Origin of the sequence: Halomonas beimenensis, assembly GCF_002549795.1 — a bacterium.
Lineage (GTDB): Bacteria > Pseudomonadota > Gammaproteobacteria > Pseudomonadales > Halomonadaceae > Halomonas > Halomonas beimenensis.
Genome location: NZ_CP021435.1, coordinates 62,722 through 75,659 on the forward strand (window position 1 = coordinate 62,722; position 12,938 = coordinate 75,659).

The 12,938-nt window shown below is 68.6% G+C and carries 15 protein-coding genes; 13 read left to right on the forward strand and 2 right to left on the reverse strand.

Features of this window, described 5'->3' with window-relative positions; genetic code table 11:
- The first annotated feature begins 14 nt into the window (after positions 1-14).
- From hemE to speE, 3 genes are all read left to right on the forward strand, one after another.
- The gene (hemE, locus tag BEI_RS00295) at positions 15-1,091 is read left to right on the forward strand and encodes a uroporphyrinogen decarboxylase (RefSeq protein WP_097787635.1); all 1,077 of its coding nucleotides are present in this window, start codon (positions 15-17) and stop codon (positions 1,089-1,091) included.
- Positions 1,084-1,464 carry a VanZ family protein gene (locus BEI_RS00300; RefSeq protein WP_097787636.1) on the forward strand — a complete coding sequence of 127 codons (381 nt, stop codon included), beginning with the start codon at positions 1,084-1,086 and terminating at the stop codon, positions 1,462-1,464. Before hemE ends, BEI_RS00300 begins: the two co-directional genes overlap by 8 nt.
- Before the next feature lie 234 nt (positions 1,465-1,698).
- On the forward strand, positions 1,699-2,562 hold the full coding sequence (gene speE / locus BEI_RS00305; RefSeq protein ID WP_097787637.1) for a polyamine aminopropyltransferase: 864 nt from the start codon (positions 1,699-1,701) through the stop codon (positions 2,560-2,562).
- Between the two features lie 57 nt (positions 2,563-2,619).
- Here speE and BEI_RS00310 read toward each other — a convergent pair whose 3' ends face one another.
- Positions 2,620-3,108: a hypothetical protein gene (locus BEI_RS00310; protein WP_097787638.1), complete on the reverse strand. Its 489-nt coding sequence runs from the start codon at positions 3,106-3,108 to the stop codon at positions 2,620-2,622.
- A 217-nt stretch (positions 3,109-3,325) separates the two neighbouring features.
- On the opposite strand from BEI_RS00310, the gene BEI_RS00315 reads away from it, so the two are divergent.
- The 3 genes from BEI_RS00315 (at position 3,326) to BEI_RS00320 (ending at position 6,126) form a co-directional block, all read left to right on the forward strand.
- A complete protein-coding gene (locus tag BEI_RS00315; protein ID WP_097787639.1) occupies positions 3,326-3,754 on the forward strand; it encodes a host attachment protein in 429 nt (142 codons plus the stop codon).
- Positions 3,755-3,999: 245 nt separating this feature from the next.
- Positions 4,000-4,467 carry a PDC sensor domain-containing protein gene (locus BEI_RS19440; protein WP_338035687.1) on the forward strand — a complete coding sequence of 156 codons (468 nt, stop codon included), beginning with the start codon at positions 4,000-4,002 and terminating at the stop codon, positions 4,465-4,467.
- Positions 4,468-4,515: 48 nt separating this feature from the next.
- On the forward strand, positions 4,516-6,126 hold the full coding sequence (locus tag BEI_RS00320) for a methyl-accepting chemotaxis protein (protein ID WP_338035688.1): 1,611 nt from the start codon (positions 4,516-4,518) through the stop codon (positions 6,124-6,126).
- Between the two features lie 5 nt (positions 6,127-6,131).
- On the opposite strand, the gene BEI_RS00325 is transcribed toward BEI_RS00320, so the two are convergent.
- Positions 6,132-7,058 (reverse strand): LysR family transcriptional regulator, encoded by a 927-nt coding sequence (locus tag BEI_RS00325; protein ID WP_097787640.1) that lies wholly within the window; start codon positions 7,056-7,058, stop codon positions 6,132-6,134.
- 142 nt (positions 7,059-7,200) lie between these two features.
- On the opposite strand from BEI_RS00325, the gene BEI_RS00330 reads away from it, so the two are divergent.
- The 7 genes from BEI_RS00330 to BEI_RS00360 all read left to right on the forward strand — a co-directional run bounded on the left by BEI_RS00330 (position 7,201) and on the right by BEI_RS00360 (position 12,875).
- Entirely contained in the window at positions 7,201-7,977 is a 777-nt protein-coding gene (locus BEI_RS00330) for a ferredoxin--NADP reductase (RefSeq protein ID WP_097787641.1), read from the forward strand.
- 182 nt (positions 7,978-8,159) lie between these two features.
- Positions 8,160-8,939: a GntR family transcriptional regulator gene (locus tag BEI_RS00335; RefSeq protein WP_227644527.1), complete on the forward strand. Its 780-nt coding sequence runs from the start codon at positions 8,160-8,162 to the stop codon at positions 8,937-8,939.
- 259 nt (positions 8,940-9,198) lie between these two features.
- Complete coding sequence (nirD, locus tag BEI_RS00340) at positions 9,199-9,516, forward strand: nitrite reductase small subunit NirD (RefSeq protein ID WP_097787642.1); 318 nt, start codon at positions 9,199-9,201, stop codon at positions 9,514-9,516.
- Between the two features lie 3 nt (positions 9,517-9,519).
- The gene (locus BEI_RS00345) at positions 9,520-9,825 is read left to right on the forward strand and encodes a recombinase-like helix-turn-helix domain-containing protein (RefSeq protein WP_097787643.1); all 306 of its coding nucleotides are present in this window, start codon (positions 9,520-9,522) and stop codon (positions 9,823-9,825) included.
- 43 nt (positions 9,826-9,868) lie between these two features.
- Positions 9,869-10,900, forward strand: a complete 1,032-nt coding sequence (locus BEI_RS00350) for an aromatic ring-hydroxylating oxygenase subunit alpha (protein ID WP_097787644.1) — start codon at positions 9,869-9,871, stop codon at positions 10,898-10,900.
- A gap of 1 nt (position 10,901) precedes the next feature.
- Entirely contained in the window at positions 10,902-11,657 is a 756-nt protein-coding gene (locus tag BEI_RS00355; protein ID WP_097787645.1) for an SDR family oxidoreductase, read from the forward strand.
- A 12-nt stretch (positions 11,658-11,669) separates the two neighbouring features.
- Positions 11,670-12,875 carry an NAD(P)/FAD-dependent oxidoreductase gene (locus BEI_RS00360; RefSeq protein ID WP_097787646.1) on the forward strand — a complete coding sequence of 402 codons (1,206 nt, stop codon included), beginning with the start codon at positions 11,670-11,672 and terminating at the stop codon, positions 12,873-12,875.
- Positions 12,876-12,938: the final 63 nt, after the last annotated feature.

Sequence of the window (12,938 nt, forward strand, 5' to 3'; positions counted from 1 at the left end):
GGACGAGCGCCCGCATGGAACTCAAGAACGATCGCTTTCTGCGCGCCCTGGCGCGCCAGCCCGTGGACCGCACCCCGGTGTGGATGATGCGACAGGCCGGGCGCTACCTGCCGGAGTACCGCGAGGTGCGCGCCCAGGCCGGCAGCTTCATGGACCTCTGCCGCGACCGCGACCGGGCCTGCGAGGTCACTCTGCAGCCCCTGGAGCGCTATCCGCTGGACGCCGCCATCCTCTTCTCGGACATCCTCACCATCCCCGACGCCATGGGGCTGGGGCTGTATTTCGAGACCGGCGAGGGGCCCAAGTTCCGCAAGCCGGTGCGCACGCCCGAGGCGGTGGAGGCCCTCGCCGTCCCCGATGCCGAGCGTGACCTGGACTACGTGATGAACGCCGTCTCGACCATCCGGCGCGAGCTGAACGGCCGGGTGCCGTTGATAGGCTTCTCCGGCAGTCCCTGGACGCTGGCCACCTACATGGTGGAGGGTGCCTCGAGCAAGGACTTCCGTCACGTCAAGGCGATGCTCTATGACACGCCGGATACCATGCACCGCCTGCTGGACACCCTCGCCCATGCGGTGACCGACTACCTCAACGCCCAGATCCGCGCCGGCGCCCAGGCCGTGCAGATCTTCGACACCTGGGGCGGGACCCTGTCCACCCCGGCCTACCTGGAGTTCTCGCTGCGCTACATGGAGCAGATCGTCGCCGGCCTGATCCGCGAGCACGAAGGCCGCAAGGTGCCGGTGATCCTGTTCACCAAGAACGGCGGCCAGTGGCTCGAGGACCTGGCGGCCACCGGCGCCGACGGCCTGGGGCTGGACTGGACCACCGAGCTGTCCGCGGCCCGCGCCCGGGTGGGCCATCGCGTCGCCCTGCAGGGCAACCTGGATCCCAACGTGCTCTTCGCTCGGCCCACGGCGATCCGCGCCGAGGTGGCCCGGATCCTCGACAGCTACGGCGAGGGCCCCGGTCATGTGTTCAACCTGGGGCACGGCATCAGCCAGTTCACGAACCCGGACCACGTCACGGCCTTCATGGACGCCCTGCACGAGCTGAGCCCGGCCTACCATCGCCATATCGCGCATGCCTGAGCCGGGCTGGCTCAAGCGCTGGCATGACCGGCGCCGGCTGTGGGCCTGGCTCGCGGGGGCGGCGACGCTGGTCGTCGCCTGGGGCAGCCTGATGCCGTCCGGCGAGCTCCCCGAGTCGCTGCCCTGGGACAAGGCCAGCCATTTCCTCGGCTATGCCGGGGTGGCCGGCCTGACCGGACTCGCCGGGGTGCGGTTGCCGCTGGCCTTCGCCGCCGCTTGCCTGCTCGGCCTGGCGATCGAGCTGGCCCAGATCCCGGTACCGGGGCGGTTCGGCGGCGACGCCGCCGACCTGCTGGCCAATGTCCTGGGCGCGGCCTGTGCCGTGCTGGCGCTGGCCGGGGTGCGACGGGGCTGCCTTCGCGAGCGTCCTTAGGCCATTGACCTGGCCATCAAGTAGATCATCCTGATCTATTTGATCGTCGTCCGCGCCACTCCGGCCAGATGCGTGAATCTGCCGGTGTGGCGCGGGCTCGCGCCGGCCCGAGAGCCGGCGGCGGCACCTCCCTGTGCCGCGATCAACCCGGCATGAACGCTTGCCGGGTCAATACCTTGCCGACCGTCGCCCCGGCGGTCATGGCTGTTTCCATTCGTCACCCGAGGGTCCCCGATGAGCTCCTCTCTCGATTCCGGCTGGTTCACCGAAGTCTTCGACAGCCACGGCAGCGCCTTCTCGTTGAAGGTCACGGAGAAACTCCATGAGGTGCAGAGCCCGTACCAGCACCTCGAAGTCTACGCCACCGAGACCTTCGGCAACCTGATGGTCCTCGATGGCTGCGTGATGCTCACCGACCGCGACAACTTCCTCTACCACGAGATGATCGCCCACCCGGCGCTGTTCACCCACGCCGATCCGAAGCGGGTGGTGATCATCGGCGGCGGCGACTGCGGCACCCTGCGCGAGGTGCTGCGCCACCCCGGCGTGGAGAAGGTCACCCAGATCGACATCGACGAGGAGGTCACCCGGGCCGCCGAGCGTTTCTTCCCGGCGCTCACCGAGTCCAACGACGATCCCCGGGCCGAGCTGTTGTTCGCCGATGGCGTGAAGTGGGTCGACGAGGCGGCCGACGACAGCGTCGACGTGCTGATCATTGACTCCACCGATCCGGTGGGGCCCGCCGAGGGTCTGTTCAAGACCGACTTCCTGCGGCGTTGCCATCGCATCCTGCGCGCCGGCGGGGTCATGGTGCAGCAGAGCGAGTCGCCCCTGTATCACAGCGGCTCGATCATCCGCGAGCTGCGTCGCGACATGGGCGAGGCCGGATTCGGCAGCGTGGCCACGCTGCCCTTCCCCCAGCCGGTCTATCCGTCCGGCTGGTGGAGCGTGACCCTGGCCGGCAAGACCTGCGATGTCACCACCTTCCGGGAGGCCGATGCCGGACAGCATGGCTTGAGTCTCGAGTACTACACCGCCGAGGCCCATCGGGGGGCCCTGGCCCTGCCGCCCTTCATGCGCCGGCTCCTCGAGGATTGAGCCGATCCCCCGGCAGCACGACGCCCCCCGGCCACGGCCGGGGGGCGTCGTCTCGGGTCACAGTCGGGGCTCGTTCGCGGGGGCGGGCTCGGAGGGGCCGTCGGCCAGGTCCAGGGTCGGCTCGCCCCCGGTCGGCCGACGAGGGGCGGGTCGCGTCACCCGGGCCGGGCCGATCACCTCGTCGTCCGAGGCCAGCGGCCGGCCTCCGTCGACCCAGGCGCTGGCCTCGTCATGCACGGCGGGGCGGCGCTCGGTCGAGCGGGTGACCACCGCACCGGGGGCGAAGCCGGGGCGGGCGGGCGCCAGATGATGCGGCAGCAGCCACAGCTCGGCCAGCAGCCGGACCCCGACCATGGCCAGCAGCAGGATCCCGCCGCCGAGGGCCAGGTCGGGCCAGGCCGCTGCCCAGCTCTCGCCGGTGAGCCAGGGGGTGTGCGGGGCCAGTCGGAGGCCGCCGGCGACCAGCAGGCCGATCTGGATGGTGGCATGGCAGATCAGCAGGGTGCGTCTCGGCAGGGGCTGCCGCGGGAACAGGAATTGCCGCATGTCGAGTCCTCCGGGTATCGGCGGATGGGGAAAGCGCTCGGTCGCCTCGGCGATCCTGGCCGCCGAGCCGGCATCCTACCCCAGTCGGGATGACCGCGGCAGTGTCCGCGGATGACGACGCCCGGTGTCGCCGGTTGACGCCTCGGGGGAGCCTTGCCAATGCTGTGAAGGAGAGTGGGGGGCGCCTTCCTCCGCCTGATAGCCTCAAGGAGTGACTATGACGACCTATATCGTGGTGGCCGATGCCGCCCGGGCACGGGTCTTCACCCGCGATGCCCTCAAGCTCGAAGAGAAGGACAGCCTGGTGCATGCCGAAGGGCGACTTCACGAGGGGGACCTGGTGACCGATCGCGAGGGCGATGTCCATGAGTCCTCCGCTACCATGGGGCGCTCGGCCGGGGGGGAGAGCGTGGCCTCGGAGCATCACGAGACGCTGTTTGCCCGGGAAGTCGCCGACCGCCTCTATCGGGCTCGGGTCGACAATACCCTGGAGAAACTCATCCTGGTGGCACCGCCGCGTTTCCTTGGCCTGTTGCGTGACAAGCTCGATGCGCCCACCGCCAAGCTCGTCATCCACACCCTGTCCAAGGATCTCACCAAGGCCAGTCTCGCCGATATCCAGGAGGCGGTGAGCGACCTGCGTTGACCCACCGGCGACACCCGGGACGGTCGTCATCCCCAGGGGGCTCAAGTGCCACCCTGGTGTGCCGATAGGGGGCATGGCGCGGACGAGCCGCGTCCAGATAACGAGAATCCAGCCCTCATCCGCGAGACCCCTCATGACGACCTTCCCCTTGCCCCCGGGAGCGGCTCATCCGCTCCGTCAGACTCCTGTTTCCTGGCCCCATCCCGTTCGAACCGGGAACCGCGACTGGCGGGAGGTGTCCGGCCATGCGGTTTAAGTCCCTGCGTACCCATGTTGCCCTGCTGGTGGGGCTGTGCATCCTGGCCGTGGTGGCCGTCCTGGTCGGCTATGCCACCCTGGCCGGCTCCCGTTCCCAGGCCCTGGTCGCGGAACGCACCGAGGCCCTGCTCGAGGCCAATGCCGAGCGTCGCCTGCTGGCCCTGGCCGAGGCCCGGACCCAGGCGATCCGTCGCCAGCTCGAGGGTGCGCTGGCGGTGGCCCGCAGCCTGGCCGACACCAATGCCCTGATCGGCGAGCGCGACGAGCGGGAGCGGCCGCGGTTGACGATGAGCCGCAACGAGCTCTCCAACCTGGTGCGCGACGCCGTGGTCGAGCATCCGATGCTGCTCGACGCCTTCATCGGCTGGGAGCCGAACGCCTTCGGACCCGATGCCCTCCATGCCGGCAAGACCGATGGCGGCTATGACGGCAGCGGGCGCTTCATGCCCTGGTAGTACCGCACCGGTGAGGGCGACATCGAGGTCCTGCCGCTGGGTGACAGCATGGAGAGCGAGGCCCTCAATGGCCAGGGCATCCGTACCGGCGAGTACTACCTCTGTCCGCGGGAGACCCGCCGCACCTGCATCGTCGACCCCCACTACTACGACTACAACGGCGAGCGCCTGCTGGTGGCGTCCTTCAACGTGCCCATCCTGGTCGACGGCGAGTTCCGTGGCATCGCCGGCGTGGACCTGGACGTGGACTTCCTCCAGGGCATGCTCGCCGAGGCCAACCGGGGGCTTTACGAAGGCGTCGGCGAGATGGCCCTGATCGCCTCGCGCGGCGTGGTGGCCGCCTCCACCGCGGACCCTGAGGGCCTGGGAGAGCGGGCCTCCGATGCCCTGGATGCCTCCATGCAGGCGTCGCTGGCGGCGGCCCGCGAGGGCGAGACCGTCTATCGTTTCGACGAGACGGCCGGCCGCTTCGAGCTCTATCGCCCCTTCACCCTGGGCGATACCGCCACCCCCTGGGTGCTGAGCGTGCGCCTGCCCGAGGCGGCCGTGCTGGCCGGTCTGCATGGTCTCGAGGCCCGGCTCGCGGATCGCAGCCGGGCCGACCTGATCGGCATGAGCCTGGTGGGCCTGCTGGTGGCCGGGCTGGGCCTGCTGGCGAGCTGGCTGGTGGGGGGCAGCATCGCCCGGCCGCTGCGTCGCCTGGCCGAGCGGATGCAGGATATCGCTTCGGGTGACGGCGACCTGACCCGGCGCCTGCCGGTGCGTGGCCGGGACGAGACGGCGCAGCTGGCCTCCCGGTTCAATGCCTTCGCCGACAAGGTCAATGATGTCCTCGTCGATGTCCGACAGAGCAGCGAGTCGGTGCGCGTGGCCGCCACCGAGATCACCCAGGGCGGCCAGGACCTCTCCCGGCGCACCGAGAACGCCGCCTCCAGCCTGCAGCAGACCTCCGCCTCCATGGAGGAGATCACCAGCACCGTGGAGCACACCGCCGAATCCTCCCGGCAGGCCAACGGCCTGGCCGAATCGGCCAGCGACGTGGCGCGTCGCGGCGGCGAGGCGGTGACCCGGGTCGTCACCACCATGGACGGCATCACCGACGCCTCCCGCCAGATCGGCGAGATCGTCAGCGTGATGGACTCCATCGCCTTCCAGACCAACCTGCTGGCGCTCAACGCCTCGGTGGAGGCGGCCCGGGCCGGCGAGCAGGGTCGCGGCTTCGCGGTGGTGGCCGGCGAGGTGCGCCAGCTGGCCAGCCGTAGCGCCGAGGCGGCCAAGCAGATCAAGGGGCTGATCGACACCTCGGTGGAGCGCACCGAGGAGGGCGCGGCCCAGGTACGCGAGGCCGGCGACACCATGCAGGAACTGGTGGAAAGCGTGACCCGGGTGGCCGACGTGCTGGCCGAGATCACCGCCGCCACCGGGGAGCAGAGCGACGGTATCGGCCAGGTCAACGTGGCGGTCAGTGAGCTCGACCGCATGACCCAGCAGAACGCCGCCCTGGTGGAGGAGTCCACCACCGCCGCCGAGCAGCTTCAGGACCAGGCCGACCGGCTGGCCGACCTGGTCGGCGGCTTCAGGCTGCAGGCCCGCGAGACCTCGGCGCCGGCGCTGCCGGCCGCCTCGGCCCCTCGTGCCCGGGTGCCGGAGCCCGCCTGACGGGCTCAGGAGTAGTGGGGGAGATCGATCTGGTCGCTGCGCCGGATGCCCTCGGTCATCTGACGGCATAGCTTGAGGAACTCGCGCATACCGGGGGCCAGGTACTTGTGGCGGTGCCAGATGAAGGCGAACTGGCGACTCAGGTCCAGATCGGGGGTGGGGATCGGCACCAGGCTACCCCGGCGGAAGGCGTCGCGCAGCGCCAGCCGGGAGACGCAGCCGATGCCGAGCCCCGACTCCACGGCGCGCTTGATGCCCTCGGTATGCTCCAGCTCGAGCAGGGTGTTGAAGCGTCCCCGCCGGTGCCGGGCGGCCTGTTCCAGGGTCAGCCGGGTGCCGGAGCCTTCCTCGCGCATGATCCAGGCCTCCCGCAGCAACCGATCGAGCTCCACCGCTCCCTGCCCCGCCAGGGGATGTCGGGGCGAGCAGAACACCGCCAGCTCGTCCTCCACCCAGGGCTGGGTGATGACGTCGTCGTCCTCGCACTGGCCCTCGATCAGCCCCAGGTCCAGCTCATGGTGGCGCACCCCCTCGATGATGGTCCGGGTGTTGCGGACCTGCAGGCGGATACGGCTTCCGGGGTGCTGTTGCATGAAGTCGCTGATCAGCAGGGTGGCCAGGTAGTTGCCGATGGTCAGGGTGGCGCCCACGTCCAGGGTGCCGATGCCCTGCTGGCCGCGTAGCAGCTCCTCCACCTCCTCGGCCCGATCCAGCAGAGCCACCGCCTTGGGCAACAGCTGAAACCCCAGCGCATTGAGCTTGAGCCGCTTGCCGATGCGGTCCAGGAGGCGACAGTCGAACTGGCGTTCCAGCTCGGCCAGGGCGGTGCTGGCCGCGGACTGGGACAGCGACAGGGCGCGAGCGGCGCGGGAGACGCTCTCGTGCTGAGCGACGGCCACGAAGACCTCGAGCTGGCGCAGGGTATATCGCATGGGCGACTCCGGACCTGTTTATCAGGATTGTAGATAAGCTTTATCCATACAACCCATTTAACAGATATTGTGGCCTCTCTTAGAATCAGCGGCAAAGACATTTCCGCAGAATTATGCGTTTCAGGAATATACAGGAGCCGGCATGAGCAAGTTCGCCCAGGAAGAAGTCCTCAGCGTCCATCACTGGAATGACTCCCTGTTCAGCTTTCGTACCACTCGCGAGCGCAGCCTGCGCTTCAAGAACGGCCAGTTCGTGATGATCGGCCTGGAGGTGGACGGCAAGCCGTTGATGCGGGCCTACTCCATCGCCAGCCCCAACTACGAGGACCACCTGGAGTTCTTCAGCATCAAGGTCCCGGATGGCCCCCTGACCTCGCGCCTCCAGCACCTCAAGGTCGGTGACCACATCATGGTCAGCCGCAAGCCCACCGGCACCCTGGTCACCGACGACCTGCTGCCGGGCCGCAACCTCTACCTGCTGTCCACCGGCACCGGCCTGGCGCCCTTCATGAGCCTGATCCAGGATCCGGAGGCCTACGAGCGCTACGAGAAGATCGTTCTGGTCCACGGCGTGCGCACCGTCAGCGAACTGGCCTATGCCGACTTCATCACCAAGGAACTGCCGGCCCACGAGTACCTGGGCGAGGAGATCAGCGAGAAGCTGGTCTACTACCCCACCGTGACCCGGGAGGAGTTCCACACCATGGGTCGCCTCACCGATCATATCCGCAGCGGCAAGCTGACCGAGGACACCGGCCTGCCGGCCCTGGACCCCAAGCAGGATCGCGCCATGATCTGCGGCAGCCCGGCGATGCTCGACGAGACCAGTGCCCTGCTCGACGAGCTCGGCTTCAACATCTCCCCGCGCATGGGCGAGCCCGGCGACTACGTGATCGAGCGGGCGTTCGTCGAAAAATAAGCCGGAAGCTGGAAGAGCGCCGCTACGCGGCTGGAAGCTGGAAGAACAACCCTCCGAGGCAGCACCTCGGAGGGTTTGACGTTCATTGGGTGGAGCTCAGCCTGCAGCTTCGAGCTTCGAGCTTCGAGCTTCTGGCCGGGCCTGCTAGAATCCCTGCCTTCATCTCCCCACAAGGCATTGCCATGCTGTCCCTGCTGGCCGAGCGCGTCTCCAAGCACCTCGAGCAGTCCCCCAGGTCCCCCAAGTACCTGTGCATGCGGGATGCGATCATCGAGCTGATCGTCGAGGGGAGGCTGCCGGAAGGGGCCCGGCTGCCCACCGAGCAGGAGCTGGCCGCCGCCCTGCCGCTGAGCCTGGGCACGGTACAGAAGGCGTTGCGCGACCTGGTGGAGAGCGGCGAGCTCTATCGCCAACGCCGCCTGGGGACCTTCGTCGCCGGCGGTGATCATCGCCGGGAGATCACCACCCCCGCCTTCGGCTTCCTGCGTCCCGATGGGACCCGGGTGCGCATGGTGTTCATCCGCCTGCTCAAGCGCGAGCGCCTTCGGCGCCTGGGAGCCTGGAGCGAGGTGCTGGGGGACTGCGAGGCCGGTTACGTGCGCCTGATCCGGCAGGATCGCATCGACGGCGCCTTCGACTGCCACACCGAGATCTTCCTCCGGGCCGACCTGGCGGCTCCCCTGCTCGAGGTGGAGGCCGAGGCCCTGGAGCACGAGAGCGTGCTGCCGCTACTCGAGGCGAGGGGGCGAGTGACCGTCGACCACGCCGAGAACCGGATCCGCCTGGTGCGCCTGCCCAAGGCGGTGGCCAGGGTCATGCTCCCCGAGCAGACCGATGAGCCACCCGCCGGACTCAAGCTCGAGACCCTCTATCGCCTGGCCGATGACACCACCGTCGCCTGGCAAGTCATGCACATTCCCGCCAACGACTACCGTCTCTCCCTGCGTACCCAACTGCGCTAGACGCCTGTCCGGCCTCTCGATCGTCGCGCGATGCCCGAGGGGCCGGGTGTCGGCGACGATCATCGTGCACGCCGACAGGCTCGGGGCCTTGTCTATTCTGTAGGACACCCCGGATCGGCAGCTGTCCGTTTAATACTATATAGTATTTGACAGGCGCCGCGCCTCGCCTATACTGGCGTCTCAAGGAATCATATAAAAAACATTGTCTCAGTAGTGAGACAAAAAGGCTCTCATTCCCCCGACCCAGGAGGACCGTGTCATGAGTTGGACCACCGTCTGCAAGACCGACCAGGTGCAGGAAGACTTTCCCTATTCCGCCAAGGTCGACGGCAAGGAAATCGGCGTCTACGTGCTGGACGGCGAGTACTACGCCCTCGAGGACGTCTGCCCCCATGCCTATGCGCTGCTGTCCCAGGGCTTCGTCGAGGACGGCCAGGTGGAGTGCCCGCTGCACGAGGCCACCTTCGACATCAAGAGCGGCAAGTGCCTGCGCGAGCCCGCCGACCGCGACCTCCACGTCTATCCGGTGCGGATCATCGACGACGAGGTGCAACTCCACGTGAGCGAGGAGAGCTGAATCATGGCCCAGCAAGACTACAACCCTCGGTTGAAGACCTGGCAACGGATCATTCCCTCCAGCGAGCCCGGCCAGGGCCATATCGAGGCGCCAGGCGGCTTCGCGAACCCCGTCTGGCAGACCCGTTCGGGCGTGCCGGGGCCCTTCGAGCTGGAGCTGGTGGAGGCCCTCGAGGAGGTCTTCGCCGAGGGCATGACCGAGCTGGATGCACTGGTCGAGGGGCTCAATGCCCGCGACCGCCACGACCGCAACGGCCAGCCCTGGACCCGGGAAAGTTTCCTCCAGGAAATCGCGGTCCTGGGGCAGTGAGCCTCCGTCCACCTCTTCGTACCATCCATAACGAGGTCGAGTCATGACTAGTGCATCCTCCGTCGACACCGCCGTTCAGGACTACCTGGACACCGGGCTGCGTTCCCTCTGGTACCCCGTGGCCGCCAGCTGGGAGGTCGGCAGCAATCCGCTGGGCATCACCCGCCTGGGCGAGAACCTGGTGCTGTGGCGCGGCTACGACGGCACCCTGCATGCCGTCGAGGACCGCTGTCCCCACCGCGGCGCCCGCCTGTCCAAGGGCTGGAACCTGGGCGACCGCCTGGCCTGCTGGTATCACGGCGTCGAGGTCAACGGCGAGGGCGAGGTCTGCGACGTGCCCGCCATCAGCAACAGCCCGCTGGTCGGTCAGGCCTGCGTGCGTCGCTACCCCATCCAGGAAGCCCACGGCGCCATCTTCGTCTACTTCGGCACCACCCCGGACGAGGCGCCCAGCGAGCTGGTGCTGCCCGAGCAGCTGACCGACGGCGAGACCTACGGCCACTTCCTGTGCACCGCCACCTGGAAGTGCAACTACCAGTATGCCGTCGACAACGTCATGGACCCCATGCACGGCACCTACCTGCATGCCGATTCCCATTCCATGGCCGAGGGTGACCGCCAGGCCGAGATGGTGCTCGAGCCTACCGAGAGCGGCTTCATCTTCAAGAAGACCGGCCAGACCGGCGTCAACTTCGACTGGGTGGAATACGGCAACACCGGCGCGCTCTGGCTGCGCCTGTCGATCCCCTACCAGCAGCGCTTCGGCCCGGGCGGTCCCTTCTGGATCGTCGGCATGGCCGTGCCCGAGGACAAGGAGAACACCCGGGTGTTCTTCTGGCGGGTGCGCAAGGTCGACGGCTGGCAGCGCCAGGTGTGGCGCTTCTTCTACCGCACCAAGCTCGAGCAGCTGCACTGGGACGTCCTCGAGCAGGATCGCATCATCCTCGAGAACCTGGCGCCCGACGCCCGGCACCACGAGAACCTCTACCAGCACGACGTGGGTCTGTCGCGGCTGCGCCGGGTGATGCTCAAGATGGCCAAGAAGCAGCTGGCCGAGCGCCAGAAGGCGGCCTGAGATGGCCCAGATGCTTTCCGGCAAGCGCATCCTGGTGACCGGCGCCGCCCGGGGCCTGGGGCGTAGCGTCGCCGAGGCCGCCGCCGCCGACGGCGCGCGCCTGGTGCTCAGCGACATCCTCGCCGAGGAACTGGAGGCCACCGCCCAGGCGCTGCGCAGCCGCGGCGTCGAGGTGGAGGCGCTGGTCATCGACCAGGCCGATCCCGCCTCCATCGAGGCGGGCCTGGCCCGGGTCGCCGAGGGCGGCCCCCTGGACGGGCTGGTCAACAACGCCGCCATCGCCACCGGCGTCGGCGGCGAGACCATGATGGACTACGACATGGCCCTCTGGGATCGGGTGATGACGGTCAACGTGCGGGGCCCGTGGCTGATGACCCGGGCCGCCGTGCCGCTGCTCGAGGCCGCCGGCGGCGGCCGGGTGGTCAACCTGGCCTCGGACACCGCCCTCTGGGGGGCCCCCAAGTTGATGGCCTACGTCGCCAGCAAGGGGGCGGTGATCTCCATGACCCGCGCCATGGCCAGCGAGCTCGGCGAGCGCGAGATCTGCGTCAACGCCGTGGCCCCGGGCCTGACCCGCTGCGAGGCCACCGAGTACGTCCCCCAGGAGCGCTACGACTTCTACGCCCAGGGCCGTGCCCTGAAACGCGAACAACAGCCCGACGACGTGGACGGCACCATCCTCTACCTGCTGTCGGACTGGGCGAAGTTCGTCACCGGTCAGGTCATCCCGATCAACGGCGGCTTCGTCTTCAACTGAGGAGCGGCGAACATGGCAAGCGACATCCAGCGCATCGTGGTGATCGGCGGCGGCCAGGCCGGCGGCTATGCCTGCAAGGCGCTGCGCGGCGAGGGCTTCACCGGCCGCCTGACCGTGGTGGCCGACGAACCCCACGACTTCTATGAGCGGCCGCCCCTCTCCAAGGGCGTGGTCACCGAGAGCGATCCCCTGCCGAGGCTCTTCCCCGAAGACACTCAGGCGTCCCTCGACATCGACTGGCGGCGTCCGCGCCGGGCCGTGACGATCGATCGCGAGGCTGGCGAGGTGGTGCTCGACGACGGCGAGCGTGTGCCCTATGACCGGCTGCTGATCGCCACCGGCAGCCGGCCGCGCATGCCGGTGGCCGAATGGTCCGAGATCGCCAACGTCATGACCCTCCGCACCTGGGACGATGCCAGCCGGCTCAAGGCCCGGCTCGAGCAGAGCCGGCGGATTGGCATCATCGGCGGCGGCTGGATCGGCCTCGAGGTGGCCTCCAGCGCGCGCAAGCTGGGCGTGGAGGTGGACGTCTTCGAGCGGGCCCCGGCGCTGTGCGGCCGCAGCGTGGGGCCGGAGGTGGCCGAGGCGATCCGCGAGCTCCACGAGCGGAACGGCGTGGGCCTGGAGCTGAATCGCCAGGACATCCAACTGAGCGAGGAGGACGACGGTCGGGTGACCGTCATCGCCGACGGGACGGCCCATGAGCCCTACGACCTGGTGGTGGTGGGCGTCGGCGTCGAGATCAACCTGGAGCTGGCTCGCGACGCCGGGCTCAGGACCGAGCAGGGCATCATCGTCGATGCCGCCGGGCATACCTCCGACCCCAGGATCTTCGCCGCCGGCGACGTCTCACAGCATCCCCACCTGGGGCTCTGCCTGCAGTCCTGGGCCTATGCCCAGAACCAGGCCCGAGTGGTGGCCGACGCCATGCTCGGCAAGGAGGCGCACTACGACGAGCCGGCCTGGCTGTGGTCCGACCAGCACGGCGTCAACATCCAGATCCTCGGGGTGCCGAGCGGCGAGCTCCATTGCGTGGTGCGCCAGGATCCCCAGGGGCCGGTGTTCTTCTACCTGGACGACGAGAATCGCCTGGTGCAGATGGTGGCCTTCGACCAGCCCCGGGCGATCAAGCTGGGCAAGCGCTGGCTGGCCGCCGAGCGGATACTGGACCCCCAGGCCCTGGGCGACCCGAACTACAACCTGATGCAGCTGCGCTGACCCCACTTCCCCCGCGTCCTCCCTTTTCGGCAGCGTCCGGGACAGGCCTCGCCTGCCCACCCA

Coding starts and splice junctions, on each gene's coding strand:
- hemE (WP_097787635.1), top strand. CDS start 15: ATGGAACTCAAGAACGATCGCTTTCTGCGCGCCCTGGCGCGCCAGCCC.
- BEI_RS00300 (WP_097787636.1), top strand. CDS start 1,084: ATGCCTGAGCCGGGCTGGCTCAAGCGCTGGCATGACCGGCGCCGGCTG.
- speE (WP_097787637.1), top strand. CDS start 1,699: ATGAGCTCCTCTCTCGATTCCGGCTGGTTCACCGAAGTCTTCGACAGC.
- BEI_RS00310 (WP_097787638.1), bottom strand. CDS start 3,108: ATGCGGCAATTCCTGTTCCCGCGGCAGCCCCTGCCGAGACGCACCCTG.
- BEI_RS00315 (WP_097787639.1), top strand. CDS start 3,326: ATGACGACCTATATCGTGGTGGCCGATGCCGCCCGGGCACGGGTCTTC.
- BEI_RS19440 (WP_338035687.1), top strand. CDS start 4,000: ATGCGGTTTAAGTCCCTGCGTACCCATGTTGCCCTGCTGGTGGGGCTG.
- BEI_RS00320 (WP_338035688.1), top strand. CDS start 4,516: ATGGAGAGCGAGGCCCTCAATGGCCAGGGCATCCGTACCGGCGAGTAC.
- BEI_RS00325 (WP_097787640.1), bottom strand. CDS start 7,058: ATGCGATATACCCTGCGCCAGCTCGAGGTCTTCGTGGCCGTCGCTCAG.
- BEI_RS00330 (WP_097787641.1), top strand. CDS start 7,201: ATGAGCAAGTTCGCCCAGGAAGAAGTCCTCAGCGTCCATCACTGGAAT.
- BEI_RS00335 (WP_227644527.1), top strand. CDS start 8,160: ATGCTGTCCCTGCTGGCCGAGCGCGTCTCCAAGCACCTCGAGCAGTCC.
- nirD (WP_097787642.1), top strand. CDS start 9,199: ATGAGTTGGACCACCGTCTGCAAGACCGACCAGGTGCAGGAAGACTTT.
- BEI_RS00345 (WP_097787643.1), top strand. CDS start 9,520: ATGGCCCAGCAAGACTACAACCCTCGGTTGAAGACCTGGCAACGGATC.
- BEI_RS00350 (WP_097787644.1), top strand. CDS start 9,869: ATGACTAGTGCATCCTCCGTCGACACCGCCGTTCAGGACTACCTGGAC.
- BEI_RS00355 (WP_097787645.1), top strand. CDS start 10,902: ATGGCCCAGATGCTTTCCGGCAAGCGCATCCTGGTGACCGGCGCCGCC.
- BEI_RS00360 (WP_097787646.1), top strand. CDS start 11,670: ATGGCAAGCGACATCCAGCGCATCGTGGTGATCGGCGGCGGCCAGGCC.